The 20,946-nt window shown below is 55.2% G+C and carries 21 protein-coding genes; 7 read left to right on the plus strand and 14 right to left on the minus strand.

What is annotated here, in order from left to right:
* Window positions 1-10: 10 nt before the first annotated feature.
* The 5 genes from KTH07_RS03655 (at window position 11) to cspE (ending at window position 6,713) form a co-directional block, all read left to right on the plus strand.
* Window positions 11-1,267, plus strand: coding sequence for a TolC family protein (locus KTH07_RS03655; protein ID WP_023303289.1), 1,257 nt, complete (start codon window positions 11-13; stop codon window positions 1,265-1,267).
* Window positions 1,264-2,463 carry an efflux RND transporter periplasmic adaptor subunit gene (locus KTH07_RS03660; RefSeq protein WP_023303290.1) on the plus strand — a complete coding sequence of 400 codons (1,200 nt, stop codon included), beginning with the start codon at window positions 1,264-1,266 and terminating at the stop codon, window positions 2,461-2,463. The genes KTH07_RS03655 and KTH07_RS03660 overlap by 4 nt, the downstream gene beginning before the upstream one ends.
* Window positions 2,460-5,576 (plus strand): efflux RND transporter permease subunit, encoded by a 3,117-nt coding sequence (locus KTH07_RS03665; protein ID WP_023303291.1) that lies wholly within the window; start codon window positions 2,460-2,462, stop codon window positions 5,574-5,576. The genes KTH07_RS03660 and KTH07_RS03665 overlap by 4 nt, the downstream gene beginning before the upstream one ends.
* Before the next feature lie 161 nt (window positions 5,577-5,737).
* On the plus strand, window positions 5,738-6,313 hold the full coding sequence (gene pagP, locus KTH07_RS03670; protein ID WP_017382475.1) for a lipid IV(A) palmitoyltransferase PagP: 576 nt from the start codon (window positions 5,738-5,740) through the stop codon (window positions 6,311-6,313).
* A 190-nt stretch (window positions 6,314-6,503) separates the two neighbouring features.
* On the plus strand, window positions 6,504-6,713 hold the full coding sequence (gene cspE / locus KTH07_RS03675) for a transcription antiterminator/RNA stability regulator CspE (RefSeq protein ID WP_002439184.1): 210 nt from the start codon (window positions 6,504-6,506) through the stop codon (window positions 6,711-6,713).
* Window positions 6,714-6,932: 219 nt separating this feature from the next.
* Here cspE and crcB read toward each other — a convergent pair whose 3' ends face one another.
* Complete coding sequence (gene crcB / locus KTH07_RS03680) at window positions 6,933-7,316, minus strand: fluoride efflux transporter CrcB (protein WP_023303293.1); 384 nt, start codon at window positions 7,314-7,316, stop codon at window positions 6,933-6,935.
* Between the two features lie 67 nt (window positions 7,317-7,383).
* Between crcB and KTH07_RS03685 the strand changes: the two genes are divergently transcribed.
* Together KTH07_RS03685 and tatE are read left to right on the plus strand one after the other, a co-directional pair.
* Window positions 7,384-8,172 (plus strand): deaminated glutathione amidase, encoded by a 789-nt coding sequence (locus tag KTH07_RS03685; protein ID WP_023303294.1) that lies wholly within the window; start codon window positions 7,384-7,386, stop codon window positions 8,170-8,172.
* 125 nt (window positions 8,173-8,297) lie between these two features.
* A complete protein-coding gene (tatE, locus tag KTH07_RS03690) occupies window positions 8,298-8,501 on the plus strand; it encodes a twin-arginine translocase subunit TatE (protein ID WP_003858723.1) in 204 nt (67 codons plus the stop codon).
* Between the two features lie 79 nt (window positions 8,502-8,580).
* Here tatE and lipA read toward each other — a convergent pair whose 3' ends face one another.
* The 13 genes from lipA to lptE form a co-directional block, all read right to left on the minus strand.
* Window positions 8,581-9,546, minus strand: coding sequence for a lipoyl synthase (gene lipA / locus KTH07_RS03695; RefSeq protein ID WP_006809637.1), 966 nt, complete (start codon window positions 9,544-9,546; stop codon window positions 8,581-8,583).
* Window positions 9,547-9,753: 207 nt separating this feature from the next.
* Complete coding sequence (locus KTH07_RS03700) at window positions 9,754-10,707, minus strand: YbeF family transcriptional regulator (RefSeq protein ID WP_017694314.1); 954 nt, start codon at window positions 10,705-10,707, stop codon at window positions 9,754-9,756.
* 291 nt (window positions 10,708-10,998) lie between these two features.
* Complete coding sequence (gene lipB, locus KTH07_RS03705; protein WP_017694313.1) at window positions 10,999-11,640, minus strand: lipoyl(octanoyl) transferase LipB; 642 nt, start codon at window positions 11,638-11,640, stop codon at window positions 10,999-11,001.
* Between the two features lie 94 nt (window positions 11,641-11,734).
* The gene (gene ybeD / locus KTH07_RS03710) at window positions 11,735-11,998 is read right to left on the minus strand and encodes a DUF493 family protein YbeD (protein ID WP_003858718.1); all 264 of its coding nucleotides are present in this window, start codon (window positions 11,996-11,998) and stop codon (window positions 11,735-11,737) included.
* 107 nt (window positions 11,999-12,105) lie between these two features.
* Entirely contained in the window at window positions 12,106-13,317 is a 1,212-nt protein-coding gene (gene dacA, locus KTH07_RS03715) for a D-alanyl-D-alanine carboxypeptidase DacA (protein WP_003858714.1), read from the minus strand.
* Window positions 13,318-13,456: 139 nt separating this feature from the next.
* Window positions 13,457-14,563 (minus strand): endolytic peptidoglycan transglycosylase RlpA, encoded by a 1,107-nt coding sequence (rlpA, locus tag KTH07_RS03720; protein WP_023303295.1) that lies wholly within the window; start codon window positions 14,561-14,563, stop codon window positions 13,457-13,459.
* A 16-nt stretch (window positions 14,564-14,579) separates the two neighbouring features.
* On the minus strand, window positions 14,580-15,692 hold the full coding sequence (gene mrdB / locus KTH07_RS03725) for a peptidoglycan glycosyltransferase MrdB (RefSeq protein WP_015571139.1): 1,113 nt from the start codon (window positions 15,690-15,692) through the stop codon (window positions 14,580-14,582).
* Window positions 15,693-15,694: 2 nt separating this feature from the next.
* Window positions 15,695-17,596, minus strand: a complete 1,902-nt coding sequence (mrdA, locus tag KTH07_RS03730) for a peptidoglycan DD-transpeptidase MrdA (RefSeq protein WP_217304903.1) — start codon at window positions 17,594-17,596, stop codon at window positions 15,695-15,697.
* A gap of 28 nt (window positions 17,597-17,624) precedes the next feature.
* On the minus strand, window positions 17,625-18,092 hold the full coding sequence (gene rlmH / locus KTH07_RS03735) for a 23S rRNA (pseudouridine(1915)-N(3))-methyltransferase RlmH (RefSeq protein WP_003858701.1): 468 nt from the start codon (window positions 18,090-18,092) through the stop codon (window positions 17,625-17,627).
* Between the two features lie 3 nt (window positions 18,093-18,095).
* Complete coding sequence (gene rsfS / locus KTH07_RS03740) at window positions 18,096-18,413, minus strand: ribosome silencing factor (RefSeq protein ID WP_003858696.1); 318 nt, start codon at window positions 18,411-18,413, stop codon at window positions 18,096-18,098.
* Window positions 18,414-18,681: 268 nt separating this feature from the next.
* Window positions 18,682-19,347, minus strand: a complete 666-nt coding sequence (gene nadD / locus KTH07_RS03745; protein ID WP_003858694.1) for a nicotinate-nucleotide adenylyltransferase — start codon at window positions 19,345-19,347, stop codon at window positions 18,682-18,684.
* Window positions 19,340-20,371 carry a DNA polymerase III subunit delta gene (gene holA, locus KTH07_RS03750; protein ID WP_015571137.1) on the minus strand — a complete coding sequence of 344 codons (1,032 nt, stop codon included), beginning with the start codon at window positions 20,369-20,371 and terminating at the stop codon, window positions 19,340-19,342. The genes nadD and holA overlap by 8 nt, the downstream gene beginning before the upstream one ends.
* The gene (lptE, locus tag KTH07_RS03755) at window positions 20,371-20,940 is read right to left on the minus strand and encodes an LPS assembly lipoprotein LptE (protein WP_006809628.1); all 570 of its coding nucleotides are present in this window, start codon (window positions 20,938-20,940) and stop codon (window positions 20,371-20,373) included. The genes holA and lptE overlap by 1 nt, the downstream gene beginning before the upstream one ends.
* Window positions 20,941-20,946: the final 6 nt, after the last annotated feature.

The following is a 20,946-nucleotide window of genomic DNA, read 5'->3' on the forward strand; positions in this document are numbered from 1 at the left end:
CGAGGTCACCATGAAACAACACACACTGAGCCTGTGGCTCGGTGGGGTGTTGTTCGGCCTGTTAACCTCCGCCGCGCAGGCGGAGCCGTGGACGCTCGAACACACCCTGACCGAAGCCCAGCGCTACTCGGCAGAACTCTCTGCCAGCCGTAATGAAGCGCAGGCGCTGGATGCGATGGCGGATTCCGCCACGCAATTACCTGACCCAAAACTGAAGTTCGGTATCGAAAACGTGCCGGTACAGGGCAGCAACGATCGGCGGCTGACGCGCGAAGGGATGACCATGCAGAAGGTTGGCATCATGCAAAGCTACGTCAGCTCAGAGAAGCGGGAACGTAAAGCGCAGACCTTTCAGGCGCAGGCGCGAAGCGTGCTGGCAAAATCCGAGGCCGTCCGCGCCGCGCTTCAGCGTGATACCGCCCAGGCCTGGCTGGATCTGGCGCTGGCCCAGCAGGCGCTGAACACGGCCAGAACGCTGGTCCGCGAAACGGAACGCCAGCGGGGCGTGCAGAAGGCGAGCGTCGGGGCGGGAAGCGCCACGCCGGACAGCGTACTGGCCCTGCAAATGATCCTCAGCGCCATGCGCGACAAAGAGACGCTGGCGCAGCGGGATGTGCAGCTGGCGCAAAGCCGTCTGCTGGAGCTTACGGGGCACGCGATTACGGCGGTTCGCGGTCCGCTGCCGCGCTATCAGCGTCTTCCTGCCGATGAAAAAACGTTGCAGGAGGGGATCGTCAGGCACCCGGAAGTGGAGGCCGCACGACGTGAAGCCGAGACCGCGAAAGCGCGTTCAGCGCAATCTGCCGTGGCGGCGATACCCGATGTGGATGTGGAGGTCTATTACGCCCACCGCGCCGAAGGCTATGACGATATGGCTGGCGTGATGTTCAGCGTGGATCTGCCTTTGTTCCAGTCAAAACGTCAGGACAAGGATTACGCCGCCGATGTTTCCCGCTCAATGCAGGCGGTGGATCAACTGACGCTGCTCAAACGTGAACACATTGCCCAGGTGCAAACGCTGGTGGCGCAGTATCAGGCTGCGCAAACGGTGTGGCAGCGACAGCGGGACGAGGTACTACCGTTGCAGCGTCAACGGCTGGCGGTACTGACGGCGCAATATCGCTCTGGACAGTCGGCGCTTCCGGCCCTGCTGGAGGCGCGTCGTGGCGTACTGGATACGGAACTGGCGGTGAACCAGGCGGAGCGCGAAATGGCGCGAACCTGGGCTGCCGTGAACTGGCTGATCCCGCAGGAGCTGGCGCAATGAAAAAAACAACGTTAATGGCGATTGCCATCGCGATAGCTGCCGCTGGCGGCTATTTTGTCGGAAAGAAGCAGACGCATCAGCCGGCTGCGGCTGCACAACCCTCTGAACGTAAGGTGCTTTACTGGTACGACCCTATGGTGCCCGGTCAGCGCTTCGATAAGCCGGGTAAATCCCCCTTTATGGATATGGATCTGGTCCCGCGCTACGCCGATGAAGCACAGGCGGCGTCGGGCGTGGCCATCAGCACTCAACAGCAGCAAAACCTGGGGATGAAAACCGCCAACGTTGAGATGCGCCAGCTGGTTTCGCCGTTCTCGGCCTTTGCCACGGTTGCAACGGATGAACGTAACGTCTCGGTGGTGTCAGCCCCGGCCAATGGCGTGGTGTCAAAATTGTTTGTTAATGCGCCACAGCAGCAGGTGAAAGCCGGAGAGGCGCTGGCGCAACTGTGGATCCCGCAATGGACCACCGCCCAGCAGGAGTATCTCGCGGTTCGTCAGCTTGGCGATGCCGCATTGACCCGCGCCGCACGCGAGCGGCTGGCGTTGCAGTTTATGCCGGAAGAGGTCATTCGTTTGCTGGAGCGTAGCGGTAAGCCGCAGACCACGCTCACCCTGCGCGCTGACCGGGCGGGCTATGTGGTGAAGCTGGACGTGCGGGAAGGGGCGCAAATCACCGCAACGGCGCCGCTGTTTGAGATCGCCAGCCTCGATCCGGTCTGGCTGGTGGTCGATTACCCGCAAACCCAGGCGCAGTCTCTGGCAGTGGGCAGCAACGTGGTAGCAACGTCAGAAAGCTGGCCGGGGGAGCAATTCCACGGCACGGTCAGCGAATTGCTGCCGCAGATGGAGGCGACCACGCGAACCCTGAAAGCCCGTATCGTGCTGGAAAATACCGCACATAAGCTGAAGCCAGGCATGTACCTCTCCGTCAGGCGTGCGGAAGAGATGAAAGGCCCGCCGGTGCTGGCGGTGCCGGAAGAGGCGGTGATTAACAGCGGAGAGTCTGCGCGTCTGCTGCTGGCCACCGGGGACGGTTATTTCCAGCCTGTGACGGTGACAACCGGCCTGACGGCGCAGGGCTGGACGGCGATCCTGTCCGGGGTCAAAGAGGGCGATAAGGTGGTGACGTCCGGGCAATTCCTCATTGATTCCGAAGCCAGCCTGCGTAGCGTGATGCCGGAGGTGACGCCATGATTGCCGCTGTGATTCGCGCCTCGTTGCGTAACCGCCTGCTGGTGATCCTGGCTGCGCTGATGATGGCCGGCTGGGGCTGGTGGGCGGTGCAGCGCGCGCCGCTGGACGCGTTGCCCGATCTGTCTGATGTGCAGGTCATTATCAAAGCGAGTTACCCCGGAAAAGCGCCGCAGGTGATTGAAGATCAGGTGACCTGGCCCCTGACAACCTCCATGTTGTCTGTGCCGGGAGCTAAAACCGTGCGTGGTTTTTCAATGTTTGGTGACGCTTATGTGTATGTGCTGTTTGAGGATGGCACCGATCTCTACTGGGCGCGATCCCGGGTACTGGAATATTTAAGCCAGGTACAGGCGCAGTTTCCGCCGGGCGTGAAGGTGTCGCTGGGGCCAGATGCGACGGGCGTGGGCTGGATCTACGAATATGCGCTGATCGACCGTAGTGGAAAACACAGCCTGGCAGATCTGCGGGCCCTTCAGGACTGGACGCTTAAGTTCGAGCTTAAGACGGTACCGAATGTATCTGAAGTGGCAAGTATTGGCGGAATGGTGCGTCAGTATCAGATCGTGGCGGACCCGGCGAAGATGCGCGCGCTGAATATTACCCACAGCCAGCTATCCGGCGCGGTGCAGGCCGCCAATAAAGAGAGCGGCGGCGCCCTGCTGGAGATGGGCGAAGCGGAGTATATGGTGCGGACAACGGGCTATTTGCGCTCGCTGGAGGATTTTCGCAATGTGGTGATCGCCACCCGCGATGGCGTACCTGTCCTGCTGAAAGATGTCGCCACCATTGGCATTGGCCCGGAGATCCGCCGGGGCGTGGCGGAGCTTAACGGTGAAGGGGAGGTCGCTGGCGGCGTGATCGTGATGCGCTACGGGCAGAACGCGCTGGAAACGCTTCGTGCGGTAAAAGCGAAACTGAGCGAGCTGCAAAAAACGCTGCCGCAGGGCGTCGAGATTGTTCCGGTCTACGATCGTTCCACGCTGATTGAGGAATCGGTCAAAACGCTGACGCACAAGCTGCTCGAAGAGTTTGCCGTGGTGGTACTGGTGTGCGCGCTGTTCCTGTTCCACCTGCGCTCCGCGCTGGTGGCGATGGTCTCTCTGCCGCTGGGGATCCTCGGTGCTTTTGTGGTGATGCACTATCAGGGCATTAACGCGAATATGATGTCGCTCGGCGGGATCGCCATTGCCATCGGGGCGATGGTGGATGCGGCAATTGTGATGATTGAAAACATGCACAAGGTGCTGGAGCAGTGGCGGCATGATAATCCGGGCAAGGAGCCCGCGCCGGGGGAATACTGGCGTCTGGCGGAAAAGGCGGCGGTTGAAGTGGGACCAGCGCTGTTTTGCAGCCTGTTAATCATCACGCTGTCATTTATACCGGTTTTTTCGCTGGAAGCGCAGGAGGGGCGAATGTTCTCGCCGCTGGCGTTCACCAAAACCTGGTCGATGGCCGTGGCCGCCGGGCTTGGGATCACCCTGGTGCCGGTGCTAATGGGCTTTTTCATTCGCGGGAAAATCCCGGATGAGAAGGCAAACCCGATCAACCGCCTCCTGATCCGCCTGTATGAGCCGCTGCTGGACAAGGTACTGACCTTCCCGAAAATGACGCTGGCACTGGCATGTCTGCTGCTGATCGCCACGCTCTGGCCGCTGAGCCGCCTGGGAAGCGAATTTATGCCGCCGCTGGATGAAGGGGATTTACTCTATATGCCCTCCACGCTGCCGGGGATCTCTGCTCGCGAGGCATCGCGGCTGCTTCAGCAGACGGACCGCTTGATCAAAAGCGTACCGGAGGTCGCGAGCGTGTTTGGCAAAGCCGGTCGCGCGGAGTCGGCAACCGATCCCGCGCCATTAACCATGCTGGAAACAACCATTCACTTTAAGCCCCGCGAGCAGTGGCGGCCAGGAATGACGCCGCAAAAGCTGGTGGAGGAGCTTGATAAAACCGTGTCGCTGCCGGGTATTGCCAATGTGTGGGTGCCGCCTGTCCGTAACCGCCTGGACATGCTGGCAACCGGGATCAAAAGCCCGGTCGGCATTAAGGTGAACGGCAATAATATTGCCGACATTGAGCGCGTGTCCCGGCAGATTGAGCAGGTGGTGAAGGACGTTCCTGGCGTCTCCTCTGCGCTGGCGGAGCGTCTGGAAGGCGGACGCTACGTGGATATTCGTATCGACCGGCAAAAAGCCGCGCGCTACGGCGTTTCCGTCGATGAACTGCAAAGCCTGGTCTCCACGCTGGTCGGGGGTGAAAACATTGGCGAGGTGATCCAGGGACGCGAGCGGTATCCCATCAACCTGCGTTATCCCCGCGATTTGCGTGATAACGTCGACACGTTGCGGGTGTTGCCGGTAGTGACCGCCAGCGGTAGCCAAGTGGCGCTGGGGGAATTGGCCGATATCGTCGTGACGGAAGGCCCACCGATGCTAAAAAGTGAAAACGCGCGCCTTTCCAGCTGGATCTACGTGGACTTGCGCGGGCGCGATCTGAAGTCCGCCGTGGATGAAATGCAAAAACGGGTGGAGGAGAAGGTGGTATTGCCGCAGGGCGTGTCTCTCTCCTGGTCCGGGCAGTTTGAATATCTGAAACGGGCGACCGCGACGCTCAAAATAGTTTTACCTGTCACGCTGATGATTATATTCGTCCTTTTATGGTTAACCTTCAGGCGGATATCAAATGTCCTGATAATAATGGGGATATTGCCGTTCGCGCTTATTGGGGGCGTGTGGTTACTGTGGCTGCTTGAATATAATTTGTCAGTGGCGGGGGCCGTTGGCTTTATCGCCCTTTCCGGAGTGGCGGCAGAATTCGGCGTAATTATGGTTCTTTATTTGAATCATGCGCTCGATAAATATCACAGGCTGGAGCCAGAAGGGGGAAATACGGTGCTGATGCGGGCGATCCACGAAGGTGCCGTGCTGCGCGTGCGTCCGAAGGTGATGACGGTCGCCACTATTATGGCAGGACTGCTGCCCATCATGTGGGGGAGTGGGAGTGGCTCGGAGGTGATGCAACGTATTGCCGCGCCGATGATTGGTGGCATGGTAACGGCACCGTTATTGTCGATGTTAGTTATTCCCGCACTCTACAAATTGTTACATCAACGTTAAATATGTCAACTGCATGTGCTTATTGAGGCATGCAGTTTATGTATCCTCAGATTATTCCCAGGAACGGGATGGTAATTAGGAATAACACCCATGCTGTTAAGCGTTCATTCAAGTATTCTGTGTTAAGGTCTGCACCGAATACTAAATATGGTAATGGCATTGTGATTGTACGAATTAAATTTCCCCTGATTTTATTGTTTATTATTGGGCAGTTATCGTTTGCGTCTGCGGTTAATGCAGACAGCAATACAGCGGATAAAGGCTGGTTCACCACCTTCACGGATAACGTCGCGCAAACATGGAATGAGCCTGAGCATTACGATCTCTATATTCCGGCCATTACGTGGCATGCACGTTTTGCCTACGATAAAGAAAAAACTGACCGTTATAACGAGCGTCCGTGGGGGGCCGGCTTCGGTCAGTCTCGCTGGGATGAAAAAGGTAACTGGCATGGCCTGTACCTGATGGCGTTTAAGGACTCCTACAATAAATGGGAGCCTATTGGTGGCTACGGCTGGGAAAAAACCTGGCGTCCGTTATCAGACGACAACTTCCGTCTGGGGCTGGGCTATACGGCAGGGTTCACGGCGCGTGATAACTGGAAATACATTCCTGTTCCGGTACTGCTGCCGCTTGCCTCCATCGGCTATGGTCCGGCAACGTTTCAAATGACCTACATACCGGGTACCTATAACAACGGTAACGTTTACTTTGCCTGGATGCGGTTTCAGTTTTAACTGAATTTTTCTGCTAAATCGGCCAAAAAACGCACAGACATTGAAATGTAAAGGATAAAAATCGAACAGCGAAAATTAACGCGACTTTTGTCACTTTTTATCAAAGATCCGCTGGACAAAACGCCTCACAATTGTTGTACTGATACCCGACACAGCATTTGTGTCGTTTTTTAATGTAAAGGTAATTTTGATGTCTAAGATTAAAGGTAACGTTAAGTGGTTTAATGAGTCCAAAGGATTCGGTTTCATTACTCCTGAAGATGGCAGCAAAGACGTGTTCGTACACTTCTCTGCAATCCAGTCTAATGGTTTCAAAACTCTGGCTGAAGGTCAGCGCGTAGAGTTCGAAATCACTAACGGTGCCAAAGGCCCTTCTGCTGCTAACGTAATCGCTCTGTAATTCAGACGCGTCAGCAAGAATTTCAAAACCCGCTCAATGAGCGGGTTTTTTTCGTTCTGAATCAACCAATAAGATAGATCTTCAGGAAGCTGGCGACAATCGCGACGCTTAGCAATACCATAACCACGCCTGACAGAGTTTCTTTCATGCTATCACCCTCGTTCAATATTGAGCCAAGAGTGACAGAGAAAAATTAAGCCAACATTAAGGTTGCCGCGCTTAATGTCCGCTGGCGGAGGAAAATAACCAGAATGCGATCGCAGTCATCGCAAACGAGCCAAGCATGTTAACGGCAATGTTGGTCAGCGCCCAGCCCATCCGGCCTTCCTGAAACAGAAATACTACCTCCGCAGAGAAGGTAGAAAACGTTGTTAAGCCGCCGCAGAAACCAGTTGTAATCAGAACCTTCCACATAGGGTCGATGTTGGCCATGCGATTAAACCAGGCCAGCCCCATCCCAATAATAAACGCCCCGATCAGATTTGCCGCCAGTGTCCCCATCGGAATGGCCTGATGCAGGGGGTTAAACCGCATGCTTAAGAGCCACCGCGCAACGCTACCCGTGCCTCCACCAATAAAAACGGCTATAAGTAGTTGTAACACTGTCAATACCTGCTATTTGCTGTGTAAGTGCGTCGAGTGTAACGCTGTTTTTAACCGGGAGACAATTATGTATGTTGCAGTAGGGCAGTTCGCGGTGACGCCGGACTGGAATGAAAACGCGGAAAAATGCGTCTCCCTGATGCATCAGGCGAAGCAAAAAGGGGCGTCGTTGCTGGTACTTCCTGAGGCGTTACTGGCCCGTGATGATGGCGATCCAGACCTGTCGGTAAAGTCTGCGCAAACGCTGGAAGGGGCGTTTCTGAAACGACTGCTGGCCGAAAGCGTTGGCAACACGCTCACCACCATCTTGACGGTCCATATTCCGTCCTCGCCGGGGCGCGCGGTAAACACGCTGGTGGCGATACGTGAGGGTGCCATCGTCGCGAGCTACGCCAAACTTCATCTGTATGATGCGTTCAGCGTTCAGGAGTCGCGCCTGGTCGATCCGGGGAGTGTAATTCCGCCGCTGATTGAGGTCGAGGGTGTTAAGATTGGCCTGATGACCTGCTACGATATCCGTTTTCCCGAGCTGGCGCTGAACCTGGCATTGCAGGGGGCAGAGGTGCTGGTTCTGCCCGCCGCGTGGGTCAAAGGACCGCTTAAGGAGCATCACTGGGCGACGCTGCTGGCAGCACGTGCGCTGGATACCACCTGTTACGTGGTAGCCGCGGGTGAATGTGGTAACAAAAATATCGGGCAGAGCAGGGTTGTCGATCCGCTGGGGGTGACGGTTGCGGCAGCAGCGGAGACGCCTGCGTTATTGCTGACGGAGATAATTTCCGCCCGAATAGCGCTTGCGCGTCAGCAATTACCTGTTCTGCGCAACCGCAGGTTTGCGCCACCGCAATTAATGTGATGTTTTTTTCAACAATGCTTGATTCACCTTGTTACAGATTGCTATTGTGTGCACGCGCCAAATGACCGTTAATACGTTCAGGTTTTTTGGCGGAATGCAGCCTGTTTCATGTAAAGAAGGTATTTATGGGTGAGATTAGTATTACCAAACTGCTGGTGGTTGCCGCACTGGTCGTCCTGCTGTTCGGTACCAAGAAGTTACGCACGCTGGGTGGAGACCTGGGTGCTGCCATTAAGGGCTTTAAGAAAGCAATGAACGATGACGACGCGGCAGCGAAGAAAAGTGCCGAAGATGACATCACTGCACAGAAGCTTTCACACAAAGAGTAATGGCAATGCTGCAAGGCTTGCATAAAAAACCGGCTCACGAGGCCGGTTTTTTGTTTTACTGTAAATAAATTTTACAGCTTTATTTCACTTCTTCGCCCTTCGCCTGCATATCGGCGTGATAAGAGGAGCGAACAAACGGACCGCACGCGGCATGGGTAAAGCCCATCGCCATCGCTTCGGCTTTCATTTCATCGAACTCATCCGGGCTCACGTAACGCTGTACAGGCAGGTGGTGACGGCTTGGCTGGAGGTACTGGCCCAGCGTCAGCATGGTGACGCCGTGGCGGCGAAGATCGCGCATCACTTCAATGATCTCAGCGTTGGTTTCACCCAGGCCGACCATCAGGCCAGACTTGGTAGGAATATGCGGATGGGCTTCTTTAAAGCGTTCCAGCAGCTTCAGCGACCAGTTGTAGTCTGCACCGGGACGTACCTGACGGTAGATACGCGGTACGTTCTCCAGGTTGTGGTTGAATACGTCTGGTGGCGTCGCGGTCAGGATATCGAGCGCGCGATCCATACGGCCACGGAAGTCCGGCACCAGCGTCTCAATCTTAATGTTCGGGCTTTTTTCGCGGATGGCGGTAATACAGTCAGCAAAATGCTGAGCACCGCCATCGCGCAGATCGTCACGGTCAACGGAGGTGATAACAACATAACGCAGCGCCATATCGGCAATCGTCTGCGCCAGTTTTTGCGGTTCGTTTGCGTCAGGCGCAACAGGACGGCCATGGGCAACGTCACAGAACGGACAGCGGCGGGTGCAGATGGCACCCAGAATCATAAATGTCGCGGTACCGTGATTGAAACATTCAGCAAGGTTAGGGCAGGAGGCCTCTTCACAGACAGAGTGAAGGCCATTTTTGCGCATCGCCGCTTTGATCCCCTGGATACGCGAAGAGTCGGCCGGAAGTTTGATTTTCATCCATTCCGGTTTTCTTAACAGCGCCTCGCGCTCTGTAGCCACGTTTTTAACCGGGATAAGGGCCATTTTATCGGCATCGCGGTATTTAACACCGCGTTCCATCACAATGGGTTTACTCATAGCGTGCGTGTTCCAGTTGCGAATATCGAAGGAAAGCGTTTCAATTCAAGGGAATGTTGTAATTATCAACTATTTTTGAACGAACGACAGGCAGTATATCATTTAAAGGGGCGATAAAGCAGCCTGCCAGGTCGCCAATTTGTAAAATAGTTGTTGTTTTGTGCCTTTTGCCCCGCTTGCGGCAGGGGCTTGTGCTGAAAGGCGGGATCAGAACGCCTGGCGGATCACGTTAATGACGTTTTCCAGCACCGGATCGCGCAGGCTTAGCTTGTTGTAATGCAGTGAGATTTCAACAGATTCCGTCGTAAGTTGACTCAATGGAATGCTCTCCAGCGGCCAGCACTTTTGAAGCAGAGTGAAGAGACGCACAGGCATAATACAGAGCAAATCGCTGCTGCCAATCAGGGCCGCAAGGGTAAACATATTGTAACTGCTGAAGCTGATCAGACGGTCCGGGAACAGTTCGTCAATACGCTGGCGCAGCGGATCCGGACCCTGTCCCTCGGACATAAAGGTTGCATGTTCGTAATGACGCAAATTTTCAGGCGTCAAAGCTGCGCCCAATGCAGGATGATTCTGACGACACACGAGCGCCAGAGAGTCGGTATAGAGAACGTTATGCCCTAATGCCCTGGCCGCGAAGCTGTTGCTGTCGATGATCAGGTCCGTCTGGAATTGTGCCAGCTGAGTTTCCGGATCGTTAACGGGCACGTTGCGGATCAGCAGCTGTGGCGCATGCTGTTTAACAGCCTGGTAAATAGCGGGCATGACCAGAACGCCCACAGAGGGAGAGGTGCCTATGGTGATGGTTCGTTGCTTATCGTAACTGCCGGTGAGATCCAGCGCGCCCAGAATCGATTCCAGACCCTGGCTGATGTACTCATGCAGATGGGTGGCGTACGCGGTGGGGGTTACGCCCTGGCCTTTACGAATAAATAAGGGATCGGGAAATATCGCGCGCAATTTTTGAATTGACTGGCTAATAGCGGAGGGCGTGAGATTAAGAATTTTCGCAGCATTAACGATACCTTTGTGGACATATACCGCCTCAAAAATAGTCAATAAATTGAGATCAATATTACGTAAAGTCCGGAAAATTTGCGGCTTATCTTCGCCGCTGGTTTCATTCAGGCGTTTGGCTGGTAAATTAGTAGGCTCCACGCTCTTACTCCGTATCCATTCACAATATGAATGATAGTTGAATTTATTTATTATGCTTGCAGAGATTCGTAAAGTGTTTCGCAAGTTTCCCTTGTTTATCGAAAACAAGCAGTTGGGTGATTATCACGCACGTTACACGATACCCGGTGATGGTACTATTAAGGTTCTAATTAATATGGGACGCTAATATATGGGCGACTCGAAAATATAGAATATGCGGTTTATTGTAAAGCGTAAATGCGGCAATTAAGCAGTGGCTGGTCAAATAACCGAACCACTGCCGGAAGTGTGTTAAGCAGCAATATATTCGTAGTCAGGATTGTTAAGCAGCGCTAAAAACTTCTTCAGAAGCACGGGGCGGATATTCTCAGGGGTGGCGGTATCGACCCACTGGCGCATTTGCGTCATTTCCATACCGGCATACCCGCATGGGTTGATGCGCTGGAAAGGGGTCAGATCCATATTGATATTCAGCGCCAGCCCGTGGAACGAGCAGCCTTTACGGATACGCAGCCCCAGCGAACAGATCTTCATCTCTCCAACATAGACGCCCGGGGCATCGGCGCGAGGGTGAGCATCGATACCGTACTCAGCGAGCGTGTTCACCACGGTTTGTTCCAGTAAGGTCACGAGCTCACGCACGCCCAGCTTTCTGCGTTTCAGGTTAAGCAGGACATACATTACCTGCTGGCCCGGGCCGTGGTAGGTTACCTGTCCACCGCGATCGCTCTGGATCACCGGGATATCACCCGTCATCAATAAATGTTCGGCTTTTCCTGCCTGGCCTTGAGTAAACACCGGCAAGTGTTCAACCAGCCAGATTTCATCAGGGGTGGTGTCATCGCGCATATCGGTAAATTCATGCATAGCCTGAGAGACTGGCTCGTAAGGCTGTAGCCCAAGATGGCGGACAAGAATTTTATCCTGGTACAAAAGGACGTCTCCGAAGACAAGGGAGAATAGGTAACGGGGAGTATATCACAGCGGGGAAGTGGGTTACCCGGCAAACCGGGTAACCGCAGGGGGACTACAGCACCATACGAACAATTTCGATATTGCCGAGCTCTTCGTACAGCGTCTCAACCTGCTCAATGTGTGTCGCAGTGATGGTGATTGAGACCGAGTGGTAGTTACCTTTGCTGCTCGGTTTGACTGATGGAGAGTAGTCACCCGGCGCATGGCGCTGTACCACTTCAACCACCTGATCAACCAGCTCAGGTTTCGCCAGACCCATTACTTTGTAAGTAAAAGGGGTAGGGAATTCAAGCAGTTCGTTAAGTTTGGTTTTCATGTCAGCTCCGGCGTGTGTATAAAAAATAATAACTCCCGCCACGGGGCGGGAGTTTTACTGATACGTAGTATATGGGGATCAAAATCACACTTTCAAGTGTTCAATTTTTAACCAAACCAGTGATGGAACATCAGCTTAATGTAATCAATGATTTTGCCGAAGAAATTGCCTTCAGGAATTTCCTCCAGCACCACCAGCGGGCGCTGATCGATGGTTTTGCCATCCAGCTGGAAGTTAATGGTACCCACGACCTGATTCTTTTGCAGCGGGGCGTGCAGCTCGGTGGTATTCAGCACGTAGCTGGCTTTCAGATCTTTCATACGACCGCGTGGGATCGTCAGATAGAGATCTTTGTCCACGCCCAGGGAAGCGCGGTCGTTATCGCCAAACCAGACAGGTTCAGAGGCAAATTCTTTACCGGCTTTCAGCGGGTTCACGGTTTCGAAGAAGCGGAAGCCCCAGGTCAGCAGCTTTTTGCTTTCCGTTTCGCGGCCTTTAAACGTACGTCCCCCCATCACGGCAGAGATCAGACGCATCTGGCCTTCAGTGGCGGAGGCCACCAGGTTATAGCCGGCTTTATCGGTGTGGCCAGTTTTGATGCCGTCGACGTTCAGGCTGTTGTCCCACAGCAGGCCGTTACGGTTGGTCTGACGAATGCCGTTGAAGGTGAACTCTTTCTCTTTGTAGATAGAGTACTCGTTTGGCACGTCGCGGATCAGCGCCTGACCGATCAGTGCCATGTCACGCGCGGAGCTGTACTGACCCTCGGCGTCCAGGCCGTGAACGGTCTGGAAGTGGCTGTTTTTCAGGCCCAGGGCGGAGACGTAGCTGTTCATCAGGCCCACAAACGCGTCCTGGCTGCCCGCTGCAAAATCGGCCATGGCCACGCAGGCGTCGTTACCGGACTGCAAGTTGATGCCACGGATAAGCTGAGAGACCGGAACCTGCATGCCTGGCTTCAGGAACATCAGCGATGAACCTTTGAACACCGGGTTGCCGGTTGCCCACGCATCGTTACCGATAGTCACCAGGTCGGTTTCTTTGAATTTGCCTGCTTTCATGGCCTGGCCGATAACATAGCTGGTCATCATTTTGGTCAGGCTGGCCGGATCGCGGCGGGCATCGGCGTTCTGTTCTGCCAGAACTTTGCCGGAGTTGTAATCAATCAGGATGTAGGATTCCGCGTCGATCTGCGGAACGCCAGGGATCATGGTCTTGATGTTCAGGTCGTCCGCGTGAGCTGCGGAGAACGCAGCAGCGCAAAGGGCCGTGGTCAGCGCCATGCGCTGCACAAAACGAGCAGAAAAAGTGGTCTTCATGGTCAGAACTACGACATCCGTGATGGAATTAAAAAAAGTGCCTTACTATAGCAAATGCTATACGGGCAGGCATCCGACTTTCATCATGAGAGTGTTAACGTGCTTTACACAAACTGACATTTCGGATACCACCGAATAATTATTTTGCAACAGCGATAAACGACTGGAGCTGCGCCTCGCTCTGCAAACGCTGTTGCAGGGACGCTGCCTGCGATTTGCTGGCAAATGGACCCATCTGGATACGCCATACCGCACCGTTTTGCTCAACGCGGCCTGGCACGCCAAACTGCTTGCTTAAACGCTGCTGATATTGCTCTGCACGGGTCCGATCGCTGACGGCGCCAACCTGAACCACGTAGCTGCCGCTCGCCGTCGCAGGCGCCGCCGTCTGCGTAGCAGCAGGCGCGGTCACCGGGGCGGGTTGTGTAGCGGGTGCAGCAGCGACGGGCGCAGGCGCTGGGGCAGGTTCATTTGATTCAATCACGCCCGGCGCTAACGTGGTGGGTGCGCCAAGGAAACCACTGCTTTTCACCGGGGCGCCTGTCGCGTCTTCACTTTGCAGCGTATCGTTGCTGATAGCACGCACTTCACCCTGCGGCTGTGCGGGCTCTGCCGGCGTTGAAGCGCCCCCCATACCACCGCTCAGATCCGGGCGAGCGGGCAGGGCATAGGTCTGTTTCGCGACCGTGGTACAGGCCGTGCCCGGGCCAGACAGTGAACCATCCTGCGCCACGATAATCGGGTCGATACGCACTTTAGTATTGTTTGAGGTGTTCAGACGGTCGGCAGCCGCGCGGGACAGGGAGATCACGCGATCGGTGCCGTAAGGACCGCGATCGTTGATACGCACCACGATCATTCGGCCATTCGCCAGGTTAGTGATGCGTGCATAGCTCGGGACAGGCAACGTCGGGTGTGCCGCCGTGATCTGCATCGGATCGAAGGTTTCACCCGACGCGGTCAGATTGCTGCCGGGCTCAGCGTCATAGATGGCAGCAAAGCCAGCCTGGCTGAAACGGGAAGGATCCTGAACGATTTTATAGCTTTTACCGTCGCGCTGATAATCCTGATTCACGCTGGCGTTCAGCGGTTCATAAACGGGATCGGCACCGCTAATCTCAACAATCGGGCCATTACAGACCGCAGGCTGCGGCGGCGCGACGGTTGCCTGTTGCTGACCATCATCACTTGTACAGGCGGCAAGTAAACTTGCTGCGATGCAGATCCCCAGCCACTGCTTACGCATTGCGATCCCCTTATTTTTATACGCTTTTGGACAACATTTTCCTGTGGGTATGGATCGACATGACGATACCAAACCCGGCCATCAACACGATCAGTGCCGAGCCCCCGTAACTCACCAGCGGCAGCGGTACGCCAACAACCGGCAGAATACCACTCACCATACCAATATTTACGAAGACATAAACGAACAAAATCAACATTAATCCGCCTGCCATCACGCGACCAAAGGTGGTTTGCGCGCGCGCGGCAATCCACAAACCTCGCATGATCAGCAGCACGTAGAGTGCAAGCAGCACCAGGATGCCAACCAGCCCTAACTCCTCAGCCAGAACGGCAAAGATAAAGTCGGTGTGGCGTTCCGGTAAAAATTCGAGCTGCGACTGCGTACCGTGCAGCCAGCCTTTACCGCGCAGGCCGCCGGAGCCAATCGCAATCTTCGACTGAATAATATGATAGCCTGCGCCCAGCGGATCGGTCTCGGGATCGAGCAGCATCATAACGCGCTGACGCTGGTAATCATGCATCAGGAAGAACCAGAGGATGGGGATAAACGCGGCAACCAGCACCACGGCGATACCGATCAGACGCCAGCTCAGGCCGGACAGGAACAGGACGAACAGGCCGGAGAGGGCGATAAGAATTGAAGTACCGAGGTCCGGCTGTGCGGCCACGAGCAGCGTCGGCAGGAAAATCAGCACCAGCGCAATGGCGGTATTTTTCAACGACGGGGGGCAGACGTCGCGGTTAATAAAGCGCGCCACCATCAGCGGGACGGCGATTTTGGCGATTTCCGACGGCTGGAAGCGGACAATCCCCAGATCCAGCCAGCGTTGCGCCCCTTTCGAGATGGCGCCGAAAGCATCTACTGCCACCAACAAAATGATACAGAAAATATAGAGATAGGGCGCCCAGCCCTCGTACACGCGCGGCGGTATTTGCGCCATCACCACCATAATGACCAGACCCATGGCGATCTGGCCGATTTTACGCTCCATCATGCCGATATCCTGGCCGCTGGCGCTCCAGATAACGAGGGCGCTATAGACCAGCAGAGCCAGCAGGATCAGCAGCATGGCAGGGTCGATGTGGATCTTGTCCCACAGCGATTTTTTATTCGGATTATCCGTCATGATTATTGGTCCTCCGCCGCAGCGGCTGCCGGGTTTTCAGCTGGCAGTTCGGTGTTGTTGTCACCCAGCATGATGTGGTCGAGGATTTGACGCATGATGGTACCCACCGCCGAGCCTGCGCCGCCGTTCTCAAGAATCATCGCCACCGCAACCTGCGGGTTATCATAAGGGGCAAACGCCGTCATGAGCTTGTGGTCACGCAGACGTTCGGCAATTTTATGTGCGTTATAAGTTTCATTCGCTTTCAGACCGAAGACCTGAGCCGTACCTGATTTCGCGGCAACCTTATACGGTGCGCCGGCGAAATATTTGTGCGCCGTCCCGTTAGGACGGTTGGCTACACCGTACATGCCGTCTTTCGCGATTTCCCAGTAGCCGGAATGAATGTCACCCACCGGCGGCTCGTGCGGCTGTATCCACGGCACTTTTTTGCCGTCTTCAACGGTGCTTTGCAGCAGGTGCGGCACTTTCACAACGCCATCGTTAATGAGGATCATCATCGCCTTGTTCATTTGCAGCGGCGTTGCCGTCCAGTAGCCCTGGCCGATCCCTACCGGAATGGTGTCACCCTGATACCAGGGTTTTTTAAAGCGCTTCAGCTTCCATTCGCGGGTTGGCATGTTGCCGGAACGCTCTTCCGCCAAATCTATACCGGTGTAATGCCCGTAGCCGAATTTGCTCATCCATTCAGACAGACGATCAATACCCATGTCGTAGGCGACCTGATAGAAGAAGGTATCCGCCGACTCCTCCAGTGATTTGGTCACGTTCAGATGGCCGTGGCCCCATTTTTTCCAGTCGCGGTAGCGTTTCTCAGAGCCAGGTAACTGCCACCAGCCGGGGTCAAACAGACTGGTATTGCGGGTGATGACGCCCGCGCTTAGCGCAGACACGGCGACATACGGTTTAACCGTTGAAGCTGGAGGATAAACCCCCTGCGTCGCGCGATTCACCAGCGGCGTGTTTGGATCGTTGAGCAGGCCGGAGTAATCCTTGCTGGAGATGCCATCCACGAACAGGTTCGGATCGTAGCTTGGCATCGAAACCATCGCCAGAATGCCGCCGGTACGCGGGTCGGTCACAATAACCGCAGCACGGCTACCCGCCAGCAGCGTCTCGATATACTGCTGTAGCTTCAGGTCGAGCGTCAGATAGACGTCATGCCCCGCCTGCGGGGGAACCTCTTTCAGCTGACGGATCACGCGGCCACGGTTGTTAACTTCAACCTCTTCATACCCGGTCTGACCGTGCAGCACGTCTTCGTAATAACGTTCGATCCCCAGCTTGCCAATATCATGGGTTGCGGCGTAGTTAGCCAGCTTGCCGTCTTTATCAAGGCGTTCGACGTCTTTATCGTTGATTTTGGAGACGTAACCAATGACGTGCGTCAGCGCGGAGCCGTAAGGATAGTAGCGGCGTTTATAGCCTTTGACTTCCACACCGGGGAAACGGTACTGGTTAACGGCAAAACGGGCGACCTGCACTTCCGTCAGGTTGGTTTTTACCGGAATGGAGGTGAAGCGGTGAGAACGTGCGCGCTCTTTTTTGAACGCAGCGATATCGTCATCAGTCAGGTCGACAACGCTTCTCAGCGCGTTCAGCGTATCCTGCACGTTATCCACTTTCTCGGGCATCATCTCTATCTGGTAGATGGTGCGATTAAGCGCCAGCGGCGTGCCGTTACGATCGTAGATAATGCCGCGGCTGGGCGCGATGGGCACCAGCTTGATACGGTTTTCGTTTGAGCGGGTCTGGTAATCGGTATAGCGGACAATTTGCAGATTATAGAGGTTGGCGATCAGCACGCCGGTAAGCAGCAAAATCCCCGTAAAGGCGACCAGCGCCCGGCGCACAAACAGCGCGGACTCAGCTGTATAGTCGCGAAAAGAATTCTGTAGTTTCATCCGCTGCTTAAATTACCCTGGTCAGTCATTACTCGCGGTGATAAGGGTGGTTGGTAGTGATGCTCCATGCGCGATACAAACTTTCTGCCACGAGAACCCGTACAAGCGGGTGGGGCAGCGTCAGCGCCGAGAGTGACCAACTTTGTTCTGCTGCCGCTTTGCAGGCGGGAGATAACCCCTCTGGTCCGCCAATCAACAGACTGACGTCCCGACCATCCTGCTTCCAGCGCTCCAGTTCGTGCGCCAGCTGCGGCGTATCCCAGGGTTTGCCCGGAATATCGAGGGTCACGATGCGGTTTTTGCCTGCGGCAGCCAGCATCAGTTCTCCCTCTTTATCGAGAATACGTTTGATATCTGCGTTCTTGCCGCGCTTTCCTGCTGGGATCTCCACCAGTTCGAACGGCATATCTTTTGGAAAACGACGCAGATACTCAGTAAAACCGGTTTGTACCCAGTCCGGCATTTTGGTGCCGACGGCGACCAGTTGCAACTTCACGCATTAACCCCAGAGTTTTTCCAGCTCATACAGGCGACGGCTCTCTTCCTGCATGACGTGGACAATCACATCGCCGAGATCGACAACCACCCAGTCAGCGGTCGCTTCACCTTCAACGCCCAGCGGAAGCAGCCCTGCCGCGCGCGATTCCTGAACAACATGGTCAGCAATCGAAACAACGTGACGAGTTGAGGTCCCGGTGCAGATGATCATGCAGTCGGTGATGCTGGATTTACCCTTAACGTCGATAGCGATGATGTCCTGACCTTTCAGGTCATCAATTTTGTCGATAACAAAATCCTGGAGTGCTTTACCCTGCAAGTTTTCCCCCTGGGTGAATGAGATTGTACAACTATGAATTCGTGGTCAGTCAGTATACCTGAACTGACGCCAGTCGCGGGACAAATGTCACCGCCCGGCTTTTGAAGGCGGGTATCATCCCACCCTCCGCCTGATATTGCATCGCCATTTTTGTAAAACAATTTCTGTAAAGCAGCGATCGGCGGGAAAGTCTGGCAGCGGAGGATATCAGTATGGCTTAGCCTGTCAAGGCAGGATAATCATTAACGGACAATTTCGCCGGCGATGCTCAGACATCTGTACTTTTCTGATACAGACCGTGTGCGTGGATATAGGCCAGCACGGGCGAGGGGAGGAGATCGTCACAGTCTAAACCCTGCTGGAGACGCTCGCGGATGAGGGTTGCGGAAATATCAAACCACGGCGTTTCAGCGAGATAAATTTTCCCGGCGGGGAGACTGTGCAGGTCTTCTATATTGTCCGTCAGATGCGCGTCAAGCCACTGCTGATGCTGTGCGTCGCGCATGGTCAGCGGGTAGCCCGGACGGCGGCAGACCAGCAGATGACTGTTTTCCAGAATGGTTTCGTACTGGTACCAGCTGGGAAAGTTGAGCAAGGAATCCTGGCCGATAATAAACGCCAGCGGTTTCATGGGCCCTTGCTCAGCGCGCCACTCCCGCAGCGTTTGCGATGTCCAGGAAGGGGTATCCCTGCGCAGTTCACGCTCATCCAGCGTGAAGAGAGGCTTATCGGCGATAGCCAGCGCGAGCATCGCTTTACGCTGCTCGCTGGTTGCTTCTGGCTGAGGACGGTGCGGCGGAACATTGTTGGGCATGATGATTACCCGCTGCAACCCAATCAAATTCGCGAGGATTTCTACCGGCTTAAGATGCCCATAGTGTACCGGGTCGAAGGTCCCGCCATACATTGCCTGTAAAGAATGCATATCACCCATCGATAAATACGTCTGCCAGCGCCTTATGGCAGAGCAGCAAAGAGAGGCTCTCCAGCTCCGCCCAGACAGACTGGCCGTAATCCTGTTTTAACGTCAGTTCGGCGCGCATCAGAAGTTGTACTGCCTGACGCAACTGCTCCTGGCTCAGGCGGTTTATCGCCTCCGTGGTCATCGCCCGACGGTTTTGCCAGACGCGATGTTTGTCGAATAAGGCGCGCAGGGGCGTGTGTGCTGACTGGCGTTTAAGGTTGTTCAGCAGCAGTAATTCGCGCTGGAGCGTACGGAGCAGGATGACCGGCTCACTCCCTTCCAGGCGCAGCTGTTGCAGGATGTGCAGGGCACGCTTACTTTTCGCCGACAGCAGCGCATCAACCCAGTGGAAGGGGGTAAAGTGCGCGGCATCATTCACCGCCTGTTCCACGCGCGGCAGCGTCAGCTTACCATCGGGCCACAGCAGGGCGAGCCTGTCCAGCGCCTGCGCCAGTGCCAGAAGGTTGCCTTCGTAGCAGTAGCACAGGAGCTGACTGGCGGCCTCATCCAGCTGCAAATTGTGCTGCTTTGCTCGCGCGGCAACCCATTTTGGCAGATGCGCCTGCTCTGGCGTCTGGCAGGTGACCAGCACCGCACTGGGGGCTAGCCGGGTAAACCAGGCCGCGTTTTCCTGCGCTTTTGTGAGTTTGTTGCCGCGTACGATAAGCAGCAGATCGTCGTGTAACAAACTTACCAGCATGGCCAGCTGTTCATTGATAGCAGCGTTAGGTCCATTCTCTGGCAGCAGGATCTGGATTGTCTGACGAGAGGCAAACAGGCTCATGGCCTGACAAAGCGAGAAGATAGCGTTCCAGTCGGTACTGTTATCGATCTGGAACGTATGATGCTCATCGAAACCCTGCGCGGCTGCCGCATGGCGAACCGCATCAAGGCTTTCCTGAAGTAACAGGGGGTCATTGCCGAGTAGCAGATAGGCCGCGCGCAGCCCTTCGTTGAGCTGCGCGCGGAGTTGTTCAGGATACAACCTGATCATCAGTTACCCAGAGACGTTGGCATATCCGGCGTGCTGGCATCCGGTGTTTCGATGACGTCAGCGCCTTTTTTCGTCGACGCGGCAATGGCAGGCAGTCTGCGGATCAGCTGTTCCGCGGCCTTATCGTACATCTCTTTGATGATAATCTGCTGTTCGGCGTCTTTTGCCAGCGCCGTCTGCGGGTTATCGAAGAACGAGCGGTAGACTTTGGTATTGATAGGGTAAATATCTTTACCTGGCATCAAGACGGCCGCATCAACGGTAAGCACCATCTGATATTCCGCCGTCCGCCCATCCTGGAAGATCGAGGCCGTATCTTGTGACAGCGTTGATTTCAGGACGCGAAGCGAAGGAACATCCTGACGCAGGGTTCCCTTCTCGATCAGCTCAACATCGTTCAAACGCAGCTGGTTACGAATGGCCCGGCTCAGCGGTCCGTTCGGATCGGATGAGTCGAAGATCATTGTTTTCATCTGAGCAGGCACTGCCGTGGTGTTGCGCAGGTGCCAGCCGCAGCCAGCGGTGACCAGCACCGCCAGAGATAAGAGTATTGTTGCCAGTTGTCGCACGTTTCC

Origin of the sequence: Enterobacter cloacae complex sp. ECL72, assembly GCF_019056635.1 — a bacterium.
Taxonomy (GTDB): Bacteria; Pseudomonadota; Gammaproteobacteria; order Enterobacterales; family Enterobacteriaceae; genus Enterobacter; species Enterobacter hormaechei_C.